Raw genomic sequence first — 16,709 nt, 5'->3', positions numbered from 1 at the left:
GACGGTATGAATATTGATGTGAAAAATATTCGAGTGCTGAAGTAAAAGAAACCAGAGCTAATAACCGCAGTCACGTCGTATGCAAGAACGTCACTGCGACTGACTGGCGTTTGTTCGATATTGCGAGTATGGAATGACTGCCAGCCGGCGCAGAGTGTACTTGCCCGGTATGACAATTCAATGTGTTTAATCTGAAACCAGCCACATATCAGCCTCTTCAAACATTTCCTGAACAGTACGGCTTATCTGTTCTTTCTCATGCTTGCTGGCGTCAGTGTTGATCGCAGGCAGTGTCATCATCGGTTTAACCCGGACATCAGCATCAGGGAAAATCCGGTGAACCCTCTTGGTCAATTCGCCAAGAATGATATCTTTTGCACCGGGCAGCCCATCAAAATTCCTTTTGTCATAAACGAGTTCCACGAACATGCTTTAACTCCTCTTTACTGTGTATAACGTCAGTATATACTGTATATATAAACAGTATCAATGTGAGTGAGTTTATTATGATGTTTTATTCACCAGCAGAGCTGCGACAGATAGTTGGGCTCCCCTTGTTCAGCGATCTTGTTCCCTGTGGTTTTCCATCTCCGGCGCATGACTACGTTGAAAAACGTATTGATTTAAATGAACTGTTAGTGAAACACCCCAGCGCAACATATTTTGTGAAATCGTCAGGCGATTCAATGAATGGGGCGGGGATCAGTAATGGTGATTTGTTGGTGGTCGATCGATCAAGACAGCCTGCGCATGGAGATATCGTTATCGCTGCTGTAGACGGGGAGTTCACTGTTAAACGTCTGCAGTTGCACCCGAGCGTCATGCTTGTTCCTGAAAATAGTGCGTATGCGGCCATTATGATAAACAGCGAAGACACGCTGGATATCTTTGGCGTTGTGACGTTTATCGTTAAAGCGGCCAGCTGAACATGTTTGCTCTGGTTGATGTGAACTCGTTTTATGCCAGTTGTGAGACTGCGTTCCGGCCAGATCTCAAAGGAAGGCCGGTTGTGGTTCTCTCAAACAACGATGGCTGTGTTATTGCCCGTAACGCTGAAGCCAAAACGGTTGGTGTGAAAATGGGGGATCCGTATTTTAAGCAGAAGGACTTATTCCGTCGATATGGCGTGGTTTGCTTCAGCAGCAATTACGAGCTTTATGCAGATATGTCCGGCAGAGTAATGTCCACGCTGGAGGCAATGTCGCCCCGCTGCGAAATATATTCAATTGATGAAGCCTTCTGTGACCTGACTGGTGTAAGAAACTGCCGGGTTCTGCAGGATTTTGGGCGGGAATTAAAAGATGCTGTTTATCAAAATACGGGGCTGGCGGTTGGCGTTGGTATTGCCCAGACAAAGACTCTGGCGAAACTGGCGAATCATGCTGCCAAAAAATGGCAGAGACAAACGGGTGGGGTGGTGGATTTATCTAACCTGGATCGCCAGCGCAAACTGATGGCTGCACTTCCGGTTGATGAAGTATGGGGAGTAGGGCGCCGTATCAGCAAAAAGCTGGAGGCTATGGGGATTAAAACGGTTCTGGAGCTGGCTGATACCGATATTCGTTTTATCCGGAAGCACTTCAATGTTGTCCTCGAGAGAACGGTGCGCGAACTGCGCGGCGAACCATGTCTTGAACTGGAGGAATTTGCCCCCGTAAAGCAGGAAATTGTCTGTTCCAGATCATTCGGGGAACGTATTACGGATTATGACGCTATGCGACAGGCCATCTGCAGTTATGCCTCGCGCGCAGCAGAAAAGTTACGTGGAGAGCATCAGTATTGCCGCTTCATATCTACTTTTGTTAAAACATCACCCTTTGCGTTGAACGAACCGTACTACGGTAACAGAGCGTCGGTGAAGCTGCTCACCCCGACACAGGACAGCCGGGATATCATTGCAGCAGCGACGAGGAGTCTGGATGCAATATGGAAAGACGGACACCGATATCAGAAAGCCGGGGTAATGCTGGGTGACTTCTTCAGTCAGGGTATCGCCCAGTTGAATCTGTTCGATGATAATGCGCCGCGCCGGGGTAGTGAGAAATTGATGGAAGTTCTGGATCATCTGAATGCAAAGGAAGGAAAGGGGGCGCTTTATTTCGCCGGACAGGGGATCCAGCAACAATGGGCGATGAAGAGAGAGATGCTGTCACCACGTTATACTACCAGGTATTCTGATCTCCTTTGTGTCAGATGAGTCTCATCTGATACCTTCGTCCGCGATGTGCCCGGAAGTGGACATATCAACGATAGTCAGAAGTAACAAGGCCGACCTTAGGCTAAATTAGATGTAAAGAAAACTATGTAATGGCCGATAAATATATAACTTTTTTCTTTTAATTTGACAGGATTTAAAAATGGCTGAAAAGCTTAGCGAAGGCAAGATTATGCAAGCCCTTAATTGGGCCTACGAGAAAGCTTTGGATGGTACTATCCCTGGAACAGATTCATCTTATGAAATGGCTGAAAACTACCAGAAGGGAGAGGATAATTTAGAGGCTAAGGTTAATTCACTGATAAGGTGGCAGAATACTAAATCTGCGACAACTGGGTTCGTATCCGGTCTTGGAGGTATTATTACGATGCCAGTTGCTATCCCTGCAAGTATTGCAACCGTGATTTACGTCCAGATTCGCATGATAACAGCAATCGCTATCATGGGTGGCTACGATGTTAAAGATGACCGAGTTAAAGCGCTCGTTTATTCATGCCTCGCTGGCAATGCGGCGAAGGATATTCTTAAAGGGACGGGAATAATTATTGGCTCGAAAATGTCCACGCAGTTAATTAAAAGTATATCGCGAGAAACGATAGTTGCTATTAACAAACAGGTTGGTTTTAGACTTCTTACTAAATTTGGCGAAAAAGGGGCGATCAACTTAGGTAAAATGATTCCTCTGGTGGGAGGGGTAATTGGTGGAACCTTTGATGGTATTTCAACGAATATCGTTGGTAACATCGCCAGAAAAACATTTATTGAAGGGAGCGCTTTAGCCGCATCATAGGAGCATCTCTATTTGTTGAGTTTACGGCTCGTTATGTATCTTTTTGATACCTACTATTTGGGACGTTAGTACTGGTGCGACGTCAGCATCCCGCTTAGATAGAATCTTTCGCTCTCGCCTCGTGCATCAACGGATAGCTGCTATTAACTCTGGCCCTTGATTCCTAACATTCCCGACGGCACGCGTCACGGCGTGCCATTTAAATTTATCAGCCGGAACGGAAGCATCGGCCGCAATTTCCGCAGCTTCTTTCCCTCCAACGTCCTGTCTCATCCATTCGCGAGCGGTTTCTGGTGACAGTACCAGTGGCCGCCTGACGTGAATATCTACCAGTCCCTTGTCGGCAGCAGTCGTCACTATCAGAAATCCTTCTGCTTCATCTCCACGTTCAAATGGTGTGCTGCCGATCGCCGCCATGAATATCGGCTGGCCATCGGCTCGATAAATGAAGTATGGCTGCTTTTTGTCACCTTCCTTTTTCCATTCATACCATCCATCAGCAAAGCAAATTGCGCGACCATGTTGCCAGAGTGGTTTAAACATTCTGCTGGTGGCCGCAGTTTCAGACCGTGCGTTAATGAGTGGTGGTTTATCCCACCATCCGGGGGCATATCCCCAGATAACTGGATCCAGATGCAGTTGCTCGTCGCGTTCACTGAGTAGCAGAACTTTGCTACCGGGCATCACGTTGTACCGGCCTATAGGCTCAGGATCATAAGCGATATCACGATCGGCTTCGTCGGCCAGATATACCAGGTATTCTTCGCGGGTCTGTGCTTGTGCAAAGCGTCCACACATATGAAACCTCCAGTCGGTCAGACTGAAAGTATAGAAGAGGATATGCGAGTGGCTGTTCCAGTGTTGCCAGGACGGTTGATGTCGGAGTAATTCCCCATACGTATTTCAGCTATAAAAAACCAGCCGTAAAAAGCTGCTTCTTAAGGGTGCGGCACGAGAGGATTTGAAGCACCTCTCACAGACACTCCATGACAGAATGCCACTGTCTCGAGGGCTGATATGTGCCAACAGCGGACATTGTTTCGGTCTACTGTCAGTGTTGTAACTTTTCTTAACTGACTGTTTTTGTGGGGCTGGCGGGAATTGAATCTGCGAGCACACAGAAAAGTGATCCAGAAAATTAACCATTAAAGGCAATTTATCCGTAACCGAGCCCCACTTAACATAAGTGCACGACTGGTTATTTCATTAATTTAGTAATATTGGGTCGATTGCGATATTTATTATCCCATGGCATACCATAGCCAATGAGTAGATCATCACTCTCCATTTCATAGGCAAAATACTGTTTTACAGGAATATTCACTCTTCCAGGTTTGACGAAGAGGACGGCAACAGACAGGGATGCTGGATTGAAATTATCTAAGATATATTTAATAAGGCGCTTCATTGTACCACCTGATTCTATTGCATCATCAATAAGAATGACATGACGATTTTCAATCTCAATATTTTGATGGTAAACAATAGTGGAGTTGTTATTTCGTTCCCCAGGTGTGTGAGGGCAGGATATGTAATCCATGCTTACATCAAACTTCAGCTTTCTTGTTAAGTCTGCTGTATAGAGAATACCGCCTGGAACAACAGTTATAACAACAGCATCGGTGTAGTCATTGTTCAACTGCTCAGCCACACGACTGACACCGACAGCAATACTTTCTTCATCAAGAATAACTTCACCAATATGATGATTCATCGTTCGAACTCCACGTATGTTGTAATAACGAACTAAGCATTCAACTTATCAATCAAAAAGACTTCTTTCCGATTAATTTTCAACCAGAGACAATAGCCTGTTTGCAAGTATTTCACCATCGTGTTTACCACGCACCCAGACATCTTCAAACTCATCCAGCACACAGGTGTAGCGGGTTGATTCATTGATTTCATCCGAGAGATAGGCAAATTCACCCACATATTTTTCAATTGAAAGAAATCTCTGATTTCCCAGAACCATCAACTCAGGCAAGGCAATGGATGCGTCTGCATCGTGCCATTGCTGGATAAAACGATTAGCAACATCCTGCAAACCCAGTCCATGACTCTCACGGCATTCTAAAATATTAGCGATCAGTGCTACGGGGCATCCTGCTTTTGCTATGGCTGCGATTACGCCCTTAACCTGAAGATGTGGCATGATACTGGTATAAAAACTGCCAGGACCGAAAGCGACAAGATCCGCGTTCTTTATGGCTTCCAGCACGGCAGTATTTACCTGAGCATTGCTTCCGTTGGACGTTTGCAATGTGACAGAATTGATGCCAATCTCCGCCTGTTGCCTAGAAAGATGGGTAATTCTGTCCTGAGGTGAAACATGCTGCCCATCATTAAGATTAGCGGAAAGCACAAGATCATTATTGAGTGAAGAAGGCCAGACTTCTCCTGTAATGCCGCAGAGTTTTCTGAAAACAAAAATCGCGGTATTCATATCCCGATTATGTGCCAAATAGGCGCCGGTTAAGATGAAATTCCCGATACTGCCATTACGGTAGTCAAATGCGACACCCACCGTGGTAGAAAAAATCTGGAGATAATTGACAATTGCGCCTCTCAATCCAGTATCGAGGCGCTCAAGCAAAGGATGTCTGTCCTCCGCATAAGCCTGAAATTCTCTCAAAGCTTCCTGAGTTTCCCCCTCGGATGATAAACGGGTATTGCAGATGCGAACGATATCACCCGAACAGTTTTCACCATAGGCCATGGTCATTAGCGCCTGGCGGATATCACCTACAGATAATACATCGATATTTTCTCTAATTGATCGTGAGCTTCCACCGCTATCCCACGCAGGAACAATACGAGTCAAAGAAACTGGATGGTGGCAAAGCGCAATATTCAGAGAACGGCATGCACTGCCACCAGAAAACAAAACAATACGCTTCACTTTAAATCTCCTGGTGCAATTTTAGTGTTTTACTTAATGCCAGACTTAGCATTAATACGAGAATCATGAGTGCCGCTACAAAGATAAAGGCAGCAGGCAAAGAACTTCGGTGGGCAATAAAACCAATCATGGCTGGTCCTGCAAGTACGCCGATATACCCCATCGTAGTCACAGCTGGAACTGCAACTGCCTGCGGCATGCTCTGCTGTTTGCCAATCTGGCTGAACATAACAGGTACAATGTTTGCGCAGCCTGCGCCTATAAAGAAATAGCCGGCAAGGAGTGCGGGAATTGAGCTAACCAGGATAATGAGGCAAAAACCGAAAAAGGCCAGAATTGCACCGTAAATGACGACAGGCAAAGCGCCAAGGCGACTAATGACCGCATCACCGCTAAGTCTTCCCACCGTCATAGCGACAGCAAAGCAAGTGAAACCGAGACCTGCCTGAGAATCCGCAACTTGCCTTACTTCCGACAGATAAACAGCGCTCCAGTCAAGTACGGTTCCTTCAGCCAGAAAAACGATAAAGCAGATGACACCTAAGAGCAGGACATCTCCTTTAGGAAAGGAAAATGATGGGCCTTCTGCTGGGCTGGCATAGGTAAGAAGTTGTCTGTAACTGGCTATTAACAACAAGAAGATAATGAGACAGACTGACAATGATGCTGTGTGAATGTTCAGACCAACAGTGAGCAGGCCGGTCATTACGCCAGCTCCCGCAATACCTCCTACGCTATACATCCCATGGAAACCGGACATAAGTGGGATGCTTTCGTTTTTCTCTACCAGTATTGCCTGAATATTCATGGCGCAGTTGGCAAGGCCAATCCCAGTGCCGAACGTGAGTAGAAGAAGGCCAAGTGAAACGGGGTCATTGGCTAATGTTAAAAACGGCATGGATAACAGAATAATCAGTACTGCACAGCAGATAATTTTACGACAGCCGAAGCGAGCTGTGAGAGGCCCTGCAAGGGGCATAGAAATAATAGCGCCCCCTCCTAGGCACAGGAGTAAAACACCCAAAACTGCCTCGTTAGCTCCAGTATTAATTTTTGCAAAAGGGACCATCACAGCCCAGGCTGACGTTGCCAATCCTGCGATGAAGAATATGCATCGTGTTGCAACTTTTTCGTTCATTCTTGTGCTCGCTTTGCGTTCGTTACGAGAGCGGTCTTTCGCATTTTCGCACTGCACCAGCCTGACTCATGGATACACAAATGTTGCTCTGATAATGAGATAAAGGGGCACGGTCGAAACATGCTTTAACCAGCTGAAATTTATGTTGATTTATGAATCCCCTATGCGCCGGGGAGTAATGTAAATCAACGGAGTTGACACAGATAATATGAATGCACGATCATGCACCCTCTTGCTCGTTTAAATGAACTTAGGAGTTAACGTGCTCGATTATGCAGCTTTCCCGGATCAACGACAAGCCCTAATTCGTGAGCTCTTACAAGAAAAAGGACGGGTTGTTTGTGTCGAGCTTTCTGCTCAACTAGGTGTGTCAGAACACACAATTCGCCGTGATTTACATGAGCTTAGTAAGGATGGCGTTTGCAAAAAGGTATACGGTGGGGCTGTGGCCACACTGCCTGAAGTAGGGAATTATGCTGATCGCACAACTACAAAAACAGATGAAAAGAGCATGATCGCGCAAAAGTGCGCGCAACTTATCAAAGCAAATAGCTGTATCTTTATCGATTCAGGCACGACGAATCTTGCTATGGCCATAGCTCTTCCGGAGTCAGTGGCTTTAACTGTGGTGACAAACTCGCCAGAAATAGCTGCCATTCTATTAAGAAAACCGTTATGCGAAGTCATCATGCTGGGTGGAGCGGTTCAACGCTCATCTGGAGGGTGTGTTGGCAGTCCTGCCCTTGAACAAATTAAAGCAATTATCTTCGATCAGGGTTTCATCGGAGGTTGTGCAATGTCGTTAGAATCAGGTCTGACTGGTTTCGATTATGCTGATTGTGAGTTCAAGAAAGCGGTTATCAGACAGTGCAGCGAAGTGATTGTGGGATTAACATCCGACAAGATCCCTGCGGCCGCTCGCTATGTCGTTGCAAGTAGCAGCCAGATAGATGTGCTCGTCATTGAGGGGGGGGTGAGCAAAAAATATGCTGAAGTATTCCAGGAAGCTGATCTTCAGATTTATGAAATTTAGGGTAAGACTGTGCCGCCAGTCCGCATAACCCCCATGTCTGACTGTTTATGCTAACGCCGTTGTGGGGGGGGAAGTGCAAACGTCTGCTGTTCGCTCATAGCAGACGCTCACATAAGTTATGGCTAAAAAGCAGGAATGAGGGGAAGGTGACAGGCTATGGTGAAAGAAAAGTGGGCTGCTGTTTGTGGTCGCATTGAGCGTGGCGAATGAGGCAAAGGAGCAAAAACAAAAAAGCCCGCATCAGCGAGCTTTCATGTCACTCTGGAGCCACGGCTCCTTTGTGTATCCTTTTTTGCCCCATCACCGTCTGGTCGGTGTCCTGCTGAGACTGCTAACTTCCTGTTGTTGCTGGTGATGTACTATCACTGTCCAATCATGATTGGTGGAGCAAGCGGGAGTTGAACCCACTGCCGGTATGAAGAACATAGAACATGAATTATTGTTTCAAAATTGCCTCAGCCATTGCTCTCAGACGTTCAATTTGAACGTTTATTTCCGAAACAATTTCTTCAGGCTTCAGCCCCTTGTTAGATTGCACAAAATCTCTAATTTGCATCATTTGATGTGCACGAATTTCTAATTCGCTATAAATACTTAGCTCGTCAGGATCATCTGGCGATTGTTCACCTGTTTCAAATTCTACATAGGTATGTGGCGGATTGTGATAAACACGAGAAATAGGGGTCGGCCACCATTCCTCACCGGTCACTACGTCCGCATCGAATGGCACAGTTTTGTCAATTTCCATTAATTTCTGAATGAGAACAGAAGTTTTCAAGCGAACCTCCATTTAGCCCTAAAGTGGTTATCAAAATGCTACGTAAACTATACAAAATCAGTGAGTTATCGTGAAGGTAAAAAAACAAGTTTAGATACTTGCTAAGCATAAAATCGTTTTAATTCAATTGGATATAATAAATTGCTAAATCTACTGCTGCGCCATATGGGTTGGGTTGAAGCGGCTGACCTGATTGTTAAAGGTATGGAAGGCGCGATTAACGCCAAGACCGTAACTTATGACTTCGAACGTCTGATGGATGGCGCTAAGCTGCTGAAATGTTCAGAGTTTGGTGACGCGATCATCAAAAACATGTAATCCAGATCCTGGGTTATATGAGAACGGGAGCCGAGAGGTTCCCGTTTTTTTTACCTGCAAAATGCTTTCCTGGCGCTCATACTATTAAACTCATTTAAATAGCACTGAAGAACAAATTTTTATCTTTGCCATTACAATTTTATTTTTTGATAATAATTTCCATGGCTGTCAATATTTCTTTATTTAACTCTATTCGGGTATGAGAACTAACTATAATTGAGTGGTGTTTGTATCTTATTGATTATCAGATGGGAAATAATCATTTTAAAAATAAGAAAAATATCGGAAATATTTACAAGGAAGAAGCGTTTTAAGATTTTTTATCCTAATTTTAAATTCATTTTTATCAGTGTGTTATAACAGTTGATTATTCTGAATATTAGTAATGTCCAAAAAAGAACATTTTCTCCGATTGATGTTTTTTTACCTTTCTGTTTTTCTGTTGGCAACATGCTTGAGAAATAAAACTCAAAGCATGATTCCTTATTATGTGTGTTACTTACTATTAGTTGATGATGAAAATGGTTATTAAAAAGCTAAGTTTAAAAACAGGTTTAGTGGCTGTTACATTATGTTTTGCTATGACGGTTTATGCAGGAGAAAGCGTAGTCACCGGCGGTTATGTACATACCCGGACAGATGGGCAGAACCTTAATGGTTTTAACGCTAAATATGGTTATACCCCAGATGAGAGTGATTTTGGTGTTATGACATCCTTAACCATTTCAGCAAATGACGATAATGATATAGATCGTGGTTATGGTTCTGCATTAGTCGGCGCAAGTTATAAAGTAAATGATGTGGTAAAACCTTATGTAATGGCGGGTATTGGGAGAGGTGCGATCAAAGCTAATGGTGAAACTGACACTTCTACAGGTTTTGCCTATGGCGCTGGTATTCAGTTTATCCCCATTGCAGGTTTCACTGTTGATGCAGGCTATGAAGGTTCTAAGGTCTTTGGCGCACAAGCTAATAGTATTGTAGTCGGCGCCGGCTGGAAATTCTAAGGTTATTTATATGAATAAATTAATGATAATATTGGGTGCGTTTTCTGCTGTTTCCTTGATGTCTGGTTGTGTATCAGAAGAACAACGCTTAGCAAAGTGCGAAGCGAAGGGAATTAGCCGTGATGTTTGTTATCACGAAGAAAAAGAATATTGGAATAATTACAGTGCTAATATGAGTCGACTGCAGGCCGCTAATACACAAGCGGATGCTTTCAAAGAGGCTATGAGTGATCACAAGAAACATAAGCATTATGATGACGATTAATATTTAAGAACACACACATACGGTCTTGAGTGCTTATGTTCTTGATATTTTAATCATTTATTAATTATTCAAATGGTTATGCTCAGTCTTCACTCTCAAAAGCGTATTATCCTTCTGTATATAGTGATGAAATGATGCAGCGCCGGCATGGGCTGCAATTAGAAAGTAGCAGATATCGGCGAGCTGACTTCCCCCCAAAGCCAGAGTTTTTTATGATAACCATGGCCTTACTTTGGTTTGAGAAAAACGCTTGGTCTGCTGTGTGCAATTATTCTTTTGCTGAAAGTTTGTACGGAAATACATGCAGAGCGTTGGCTGCGATGGGATAAACGCCCAGGCCTTCTGTTCTGGCTTTGATTTCCTCGAAAGAGAGTGAAGGGGAGGGTTCTCGTCCGCCCCACAGATTAATGCCTTCAGGAACATCGTCCCGGCTGTACTCCTCGGCGATCTCGATGGTTCCGCCACTATTCAATTCGATGACAACGCTTTTTCCGTCAACAGGAATCAGGTTCCCGTCATTGTCAGTGATAAAGATTTTCATTTGATTACCTCTTATTAGTGCATTCCTATGATAGCAAAATTGGATGAGGTGCAACGCCGGTTTTGTACTGCGAATTTCAGTAATGATTTTATCAATAAATTAGTAAGTTACGTTGTTATTGAGGAAATGTGACTGGGCGCATGGCGATTTCTGTTTCTGTCTACCATGCTCTTTAGTAACAAATTTGAATACGTCAATGTTTATCGCAACGACCGATCGGCTTTCACCACAGGACATGAGAATGCGCAAAGCACTTTTACCGGGAACCGCTGCGGTGTGTCTTTTTTTAATCGGTGTTTTTATTCTTAATATGCAGCTTTGGTATTCCTCCTCGATGGAAACCCTCGGGGGTGCCAGATATGCCGCGAAAAATATGGATAACATACTTGATGAAGCTTTCCAGGCAACCCGCACCGCCAGGCATATTGCTGAAAAAAAATGCGATCTGGAGGGACAATACCAACTTGGAACCGAAGCTGCGCTCAGACCCCATTTGCGAACGCTGATAATTATTCGACAGGGGAAGGTTTGGTGTACCTCTTTGCCGGGTAATCGGATATTACTTAAGCATATTCCCGTTATAGCTGATACTAATCTACAACTGACTCCCGCAAGCAATACCGAGAATGAAATACCTGTTCTGCTGTATCAAACACGTTTTCGCACAGGCCGTATCATCGTCACCATAAGTGGCGTGCATATCCGAGGGGCACTGAATGTCCCGTTAGCGGGAGTAACGTACTCGTTGCTTGTGGGTGACGCAGTACTCGGTTTATTTGGCGATGTGAAAACTGTTGCTGCAAATGCGCAGAAGTTTGGCCAAGTGAATTCCGCGAAATATTCCTTCAGCATCATTTACGCTGAACCACCATTGTTTAGTGCTAGCAGGTTGATCAGGCATGGCTTAGGGATCCTGATTTTTATCCTACTGATATCGCTCGCCGCCGCTTATGCCATTGATAAGTATCTGAACAAGAACGATACCCCTGAAGAAACGTTGCGCAGGGCGATAGTAAAAGGAGAGATCGTGCCTTTTTATCAACCTATCGTAAATGGTCGCGAGGGGACGTTACGCGGTGTTGAAGTGCTGGCCCGATGGAAACATCCTAAGGCCGGATATATCTCTCCTGCTTCCTTCATTCCCGTCGCTGAAAAATCAGGCCTGATAGTGCCACTAACTCAAAGCCTGATGAGGCAGGTCGCGGAAAACATGAACGCCATTGCCAGCAAACTGCCATCCGGCTTCCATGTCGGCATTAACTTCAGCGCATCCCATATCACATCCCCTACATTCGTGCAGGAGTGCCTGCATTACAGGGATAGTTTTAACCGCGATGACCTCAATCTGGTAATCGAAGTTACCGAGCGCGAGCCGTTAGATGTTGATGAAGATCTTGTGCAGAGGCTCAATATCCTGCATGAGAATGGCTTTGTGATTGCGTTGGATGATTTTGGGACGGGCTATTCTGGGCTTTCTTATTTGCATGACCTGCACATTGATTACATTAAAATCGATCAGAGCTTTGTGGGAAGGGTAAATGAGCTTCCCGATTCAACCCGAATTTTGGATTGCGTCCTCGATTTGGCGCGCAAGCTGTCTTTAAGCATAGTTGCTGAAGGGGTTGAAACGAAGGCTCAGCTCGATTATCTCAACAAAAACAACATTGTTTTCCTGCAAGGGTACTATTTCTATAAACCAGTAACCTTCACTGAGTTCGTCATGATTCTGCTGTCAAAGCCTAAAGTGAAGGTTTTTGTCGAATAAATACAAGATAACCTTATTGATCAAAAGTGAGCATGAAATCTGCTTCGGTAGCAAAAATCCGACGATTATCTTTATCGTGAGACAAATCTCAGATTCTGTTAGTTAAAATCTATACCCTTATCGATGTGGTGGTTATTTATGTTTTTATATACAGCAACTGGATAATGGTATGGCAGATATAACATTCGCGATGGAGCGTGATTCAAGTCACAGAGCGGCGAAAAATAAGTTGGATGTGCGAAGCAAGGCGAAGTACACAAATCGCAACCAGCTTGCGATTGCCGCAGTACTATTTTTAGGCGGTATCGTCGGGGTTATTGTTTTGGCATTGTACCTAATGGTGCAGGAAGGGGTGTTTTTATATTGATTGTTTAAATATTCTTATCATTGGTGTATTGCTAGTAGGAGCTGGAACAAGCTACTTCTTCTGTCTTGATGAACGGAATAACATCGTATGGAATAGCAGTTTGTGGGGAAAGATTGTAGATCTTACCGTCATAGTGGCTACTTACATAAGAAAACGACCTTAATATAAAGCTAAGATCAGCGGGGAGAGTCGTGGGTTGGGCGTTAACTTCATTGTAAAACCGTTTACAGCTACCTTTCAAATCTAAACCGGAAAAAATTATTCTTTCAAACTTTAGACTAATGGCTATTTGTAACGCGCTAAATGCGACCGTAGCACTACCAAAATGGCCATGTGTTACGTTAGTTGAAAATGCAATTGTTTTCACTTTTCTGAATACAGAACATTTAATTCGAAGATTCCTGTTAGCCATTGTTTTTATTTTATAGCGAATCTTTCTACCGATACCACCTCTGGATTTGCAAATGTCCTTTAACAGAAAACATGTGTTGAGCAAGTACTCTGCCTCTGTTGAATCAGCTCTTTTAATAACATCTTCACTAATAAAGGTATGCTGAGCATAGGAGGAATACTTGTGAAATAAGTCTTTATTGTTTTCATAAAATGAGCCATCACAAACAACATAGATAAAAATAGGGATATTGTTGTCGATTAAATGACCGGCACTTCCGTTTACGCAAATAAAATTTTTATCACGCATTCTACTTAATGGCGTGTCCAATGATGATGGACCGGACAGGTAAATAATGCAATCATCGGAAATTCTATTTCCCATTATCTTATTTAATATATTGTGTGTGATAACCATTGCTTTTACCATGAATATTATTTTTGCAAATGTTACCACTTTCTTTATGGGCTTTCAAATCAGTGATAATGTTGACTTTTATTATATAAATTTAATGAATGAATTCATGAAAACATGGAAGATAATTATGACTCGTGGTAATTATTCTGAATGAATATAATTCATGGCGTTTATGAATGTGCCGTGCTATGGACAAGGCGATTAGGTTTATGTTGGGATAAATGAATTAGGGGTGTGGTTAGAAGAGGATGTGAGTCGCCTTTGTAAGGCGACTCTATGAAATCATTCAGGATATTTTTCTGAATGATGTCGGCTGGATGGGATGCACGTGATAGCTCGACCAGCAGGATCTTATAAAATTAGAACTGATAATTTAAAGATACCCAGTAGTTACGACCAGGGTTTACGTATCCGGTAGTGGATTGTGCAGTCTGATAATAATCACCTGCGTAGGTGCTATTGCGGCCCACCTGGTACAATTTGACCTCACTAAAGTCTTTATCCAGCACGTTATTAACCGCCGTATTAAGCGTCAGATCTTTGGTCAGCTTATAAGACATCCCCATATCGACAACGGTCCAGGCTTTTAAATCAGCGCCTTTATCGTCATAGACGGCCTTTTGTACCGCGCTAAGGTTGTCGTAATTTTCGGTAAAGCGTGGAGCTTTGCCGCGATAACGTGCGCTGAGCCAGGCGTTCATATCTTCCGTTGCCTGCCAGTTCAGACGGGCGTTAGCCATATGTTTTGGTGTGTAACTTAATGGCGCGCCTTTATTGTCACCATCTTTTTGCTTGCTCTGAGTGTAGGTGTAGTTGAGAGATAAGGTCAGCACATCCGACCATAGAGGGAAGGTGCTGGCAAATTCAACGCCATCGGTCCTTGCCTTGCCGCTGTTGGTATAGCTGTTGGTATTATCATCGATAGAATATGAGACAATTTTATTTTTGTATTCGGTATAGAAGCCGGTAATGTTGGCGTTAAGCCCGGCGTCGTTCTCGTAATACAGCCCGGTTTCGTAGCTGATACTTTCCTCAGGTTTGAGGTCCGGGTTACCGACCGTATTCACCGTTCCCTGCGCGGTTACACCACTGATCCCGTTATGCAACTGGCTTAGTGATGGTGCTTTATAACCTGTCGTTACGCCGCCTTTGAGGGTCCATTCGTCGGATGCGTCCCAGACCATATAGGCACGCGGGCTGAGATGACCGCCAAAGACATCGTTATGCTCATAGCGTGTTCCTGCGGTTAAGGCCAGCGAGTCGAGAATATGCCATTCATCTTCCGCATAGGCTGCCCACGTTTTTTGATGGAACGTCTCGCCGGTATTGGCCAGTACCACACCATCTTTCATCCGGGCATCCCAGTATTCTCCGCCAAGGGTTAAGAGGTGCGAATCACCTAATGGCGTCAGCAGCACTGAGTCAAGAATGACGTTGGTGTTCTTCAGTTCACGCGCGTCACCGGCCCGGCCTGCGTTCTCTGGTGTGAGTGCGGAAGATACCAATTGCCGGCCTTTGTTTTCGGTTTCATTCCAGCCGAGGGAGGATTTCCAGGTGCCGAACGTTAAGGCTGTATCGTGGCCGAGGGTCACTTTGTTACGCTCATAGCGTAGCGTTTTATCATACCCCCCTGTCAGGTTGCCCAACTGCCCGTCATCGTTGTCATAGCGCTGTCTGGCGGAGTCGAGATCTAACCACAGCGTATTGTTCTCATTGGTTTTCCAGTCGAGGCGCGTGCCAATATTATAGTTTTCCGATTCGGTAGGATAAGGTACGCGGGTGGAGGCGGTATCGCTGAGGGAGGTGACGCTGGAACCCTGACGCTGGGTTGTGCTCCCCCGAACCTGCATATCCAGTACGCCCGCAATCAACGGGCCGCTTGACCAGAAGTTGGCGACCGTACTGTTACCCCATTTATTACTCTCTTGCAGGTTAACGCCGGTATTGATGGAAGTGCTCCATTTATCGGTGCTTTTTTTGGTGATGATATTCACCACGCCACCGATTGCGTCGGACCCATAAAGCGTCGACATCGGGCCGCGGATCACCTCAATATGATCGATTGCCGCCAGCGGGGGCATAAAGCTGGTATTCATGGCAGAGAAACCGTTTGGCGTTACGTCGCTGCTGCCGTTTTGACGAATACCGTCAATCAGTATCAAGGTATAGCTGGCAGGCATGCCACGGATGCTGATCTCCAGACCGCCGGTTTTACCGGTGCTGCTTTCAACATCTACCCCTTCAACAGAACGCAGGGCTTCACCTAAGTCATTATATTTATTGGTTTGTAACTCTTGGTGCGAAATAACAGAGACGCTGGCGGCGGCATTGGTGATTTTCTTTTCATAACCGGAAGCGGTTACCACCATGACATCTTCAGCAAATACCAGGGGGCTGGAAAATCCTAAACAGGACAGAACGACAGAGGCAACAGGTTTTAAACGCATAGTCAAACTTCCTTTGTTAAAAATTCAAAGGCAGTAAGATAATTGATAGAAATGATAATACAAATAATTATCATTACAAATTTACATAACTTGTCACTTCTGGTGTTTTTCTTGAATAAATATACATAAATTGTCATGAGTTTTAGATAAGGAATTAGCAGGAAGGGACAATAGTCCGCATAGGCAATTATTAGTTCGGGATTAATATTTCTGTGAATAAATGGCGAGGGATTAATCTATTTTCTGAGATTCACATCGTACTCATAACGGAGTATCAGAAAAAAGTATGATAATTTTAGAAAATCGTCATACTTTTCTGCGCCGCATCATTTTTT

At 44.4% G+C, this 16,709-nt stretch carries 17 protein-coding genes and 2 pseudogenes; 9 read left to right on the top strand and 10 right to left on the bottom strand.

The window, feature by feature from the left end; all coding sequences use genetic code 11:
- Window positions 1-186: 186 nt before the first annotated feature.
- Window positions 187-429, bottom strand: a complete 243-nt coding sequence (locus tag OGX96_RS19790; protein ID WP_003840850.1) for a DinI family protein — start codon at window positions 427-429, stop codon at window positions 187-189.
- Window positions 430-506: 77 nt separating this feature from the next.
- Here OGX96_RS19790 and OGX96_RS19785 point away from each other — a divergent pair, with 77 nt between their 5' ends.
- The 3 genes from OGX96_RS19785 to OGX96_RS19775 all read left to right on the top strand — a co-directional run bounded on the left by OGX96_RS19785 (window position 507) and on the right by OGX96_RS19775 (window position 3,005).
- Window positions 507-926, top strand: coding sequence for a translesion error-prone DNA polymerase V autoproteolytic subunit (locus tag OGX96_RS19785; RefSeq protein WP_286584225.1), 420 nt, complete (start codon window positions 507-509; stop codon window positions 924-926).
- A gap of 2 nt (window positions 927-928) precedes the next feature.
- Window positions 929-2,197 carry a Y-family DNA polymerase gene (locus OGX96_RS19780; protein WP_286584040.1) on the top strand — a complete coding sequence of 423 codons (1,269 nt, stop codon included), beginning with the start codon at window positions 929-931 and terminating at the stop codon, window positions 2,195-2,197.
- A gap of 160 nt (window positions 2,198-2,357) precedes the next feature.
- Window positions 2,358-3,005, top strand: coding sequence for an EcsC family protein (locus OGX96_RS19775; protein WP_286584038.1), 648 nt, complete (start codon window positions 2,358-2,360; stop codon window positions 3,003-3,005).
- Window positions 3,006-3,131: 126 nt separating this feature from the next.
- Here OGX96_RS19775 and OGX96_RS19770 read toward each other — a convergent pair whose 3' ends face one another.
- The 4 genes from OGX96_RS19770 to OGX96_RS19755 all read right to left on the bottom strand — a co-directional run bounded on the left by OGX96_RS19770 (window position 3,132) and on the right by OGX96_RS19755 (window position 7,045).
- Window positions 3,132-3,803, bottom strand: coding sequence for an SOS response-associated peptidase (locus OGX96_RS19770; protein WP_286584036.1), 672 nt, complete (start codon window positions 3,801-3,803; stop codon window positions 3,132-3,134).
- 400 nt (window positions 3,804-4,203) lie between these two features.
- Window positions 4,204-4,719, bottom strand: coding sequence for a phosphoribosyltransferase (locus OGX96_RS19765; protein ID WP_003832724.1), 516 nt, complete (start codon window positions 4,717-4,719; stop codon window positions 4,204-4,206).
- 72 nt (window positions 4,720-4,791) lie between these two features.
- Window positions 4,792-5,907 (bottom strand): gluconeogenesis factor YvcK family protein, encoded by a 1,116-nt coding sequence (locus OGX96_RS19760; protein ID WP_032942972.1) that lies wholly within the window; start codon window positions 5,905-5,907, stop codon window positions 4,792-4,794.
- 1 nt (window position 5,908) lies between these two features.
- On the bottom strand, window positions 5,909-7,045 hold the full coding sequence (locus OGX96_RS19755; RefSeq protein ID WP_286584034.1) for an MFS transporter: 1,137 nt from the start codon (window positions 7,043-7,045) through the stop codon (window positions 5,909-5,911).
- 262 nt (window positions 7,046-7,307) lie between these two features.
- Between OGX96_RS19755 and OGX96_RS19750 the strand changes: the two genes are divergently transcribed.
- Complete coding sequence (locus OGX96_RS19750; RefSeq protein WP_003832721.1) at window positions 7,308-8,078, top strand: DeoR/GlpR family DNA-binding transcription regulator; 771 nt, start codon at window positions 7,308-7,310, stop codon at window positions 8,076-8,078.
- A 436-nt stretch (window positions 8,079-8,514) separates the two neighbouring features.
- Here the strand turns inward: OGX96_RS19750 and OGX96_RS19745 are convergent, their stop codons facing one another.
- Window positions 8,515-8,856 carry a hypothetical protein gene (locus tag OGX96_RS19745; protein ID WP_231587310.1) on the bottom strand — a complete coding sequence of 114 codons (342 nt, stop codon included), beginning with the start codon at window positions 8,854-8,856 and terminating at the stop codon, window positions 8,515-8,517.
- A 150-nt stretch (window positions 8,857-9,006) separates the two neighbouring features.
- Here OGX96_RS19745 and OGX96_RS19740 point away from each other — a divergent pair.
- The 3 genes and pseudogenes from OGX96_RS19740 to OGX96_RS19730 all read left to right on the top strand — a co-directional run.
- A pseudogene (locus OGX96_RS19740) lies at window positions 9,007-9,174 on the top strand (isocitrate/isopropylmalate family dehydrogenase); the annotation flags it as partial.
- A 521-nt stretch (window positions 9,175-9,695) separates the two neighbouring features.
- Complete coding sequence (locus OGX96_RS19735; protein ID WP_032944396.1) at window positions 9,696-10,181, top strand: Ail/Lom family outer membrane beta-barrel protein; 486 nt, start codon at window positions 9,696-9,698, stop codon at window positions 10,179-10,181.
- Window positions 10,182-10,191: 10 nt separating this feature from the next.
- A complete protein-coding gene (locus OGX96_RS19730) occupies window positions 10,192-10,446 on the top strand; it encodes a hypothetical protein (RefSeq protein WP_048214393.1) in 255 nt (84 codons plus the stop codon).
- A 60-nt stretch (window positions 10,447-10,506) separates the two neighbouring features.
- On the opposite strand, the pseudogene OGX96_RS19725 reads toward OGX96_RS19730, so the two are convergent.
- Together OGX96_RS19725 and OGX96_RS19720 are read right to left on the bottom strand one after the other, a co-directional pair.
- Window positions 10,507-10,626: pseudogene (locus tag OGX96_RS19725) on the bottom strand (cytochrome b); the annotation flags it as partial.
- 88 nt (window positions 10,627-10,714) lie between these two features.
- Window positions 10,715-10,987 (bottom strand): hypothetical protein, encoded by a 273-nt coding sequence (locus tag OGX96_RS19720; RefSeq protein ID WP_063941461.1) that lies wholly within the window; start codon window positions 10,985-10,987, stop codon window positions 10,715-10,717.
- A 241-nt stretch (window positions 10,988-11,228) separates the two neighbouring features.
- On the opposite strand from OGX96_RS19720, the gene pdeG reads away from it, so the two are divergent.
- Both pdeG and OGX96_RS19710 read left to right on the top strand, forming a co-directional pair.
- Window positions 11,229-12,752 (top strand): cyclic di-3',5'-guanosine monophosphate phosphodiesterase PdeG, encoded by a 1,524-nt coding sequence (pdeG, locus tag OGX96_RS19715; protein WP_167819831.1) that lies wholly within the window; start codon window positions 11,229-11,231, stop codon window positions 12,750-12,752.
- Between the two features lie 169 nt (window positions 12,753-12,921).
- Window positions 12,922-13,119 carry a hypothetical protein gene (locus OGX96_RS19710; RefSeq protein ID WP_048214390.1) on the top strand — a complete coding sequence of 66 codons (198 nt, stop codon included), beginning with the start codon at window positions 12,922-12,924 and terminating at the stop codon, window positions 13,117-13,119.
- A gap of 31 nt (window positions 13,120-13,150) precedes the next feature.
- Here OGX96_RS19710 and waaZ read toward each other — a convergent pair whose 3' ends face one another.
- Both waaZ and OGX96_RS19700 read right to left on the bottom strand, forming a co-directional pair.
- Window positions 13,151-13,927, bottom strand: coding sequence for a 3-deoxy-D-manno-oct-2-ulosonate III transferase WaaZ (gene waaZ / locus OGX96_RS19705; RefSeq protein ID WP_167819832.1), 777 nt, complete (start codon window positions 13,925-13,927; stop codon window positions 13,151-13,153).
- 359 nt (window positions 13,928-14,286) lie between these two features.
- Window positions 14,287-16,374 (bottom strand): TonB-dependent receptor, encoded by a 2,088-nt coding sequence (locus tag OGX96_RS19700; protein ID WP_198802050.1) that lies wholly within the window; start codon window positions 16,372-16,374, stop codon window positions 14,287-14,289.
- Window positions 16,375-16,709 lie beyond the last annotated feature (335 nt).

The organism is Citrobacter sp. Cpo100, from assembly GCF_030332595.1.
Taxonomy (GTDB): domain Bacteria; phylum Pseudomonadota; class Gammaproteobacteria; order Enterobacterales; family Enterobacteriaceae; genus Citrobacter; species Citrobacter portucalensis.
This window is presented reverse-complemented; position numbering and strand designations above follow the sequence as displayed.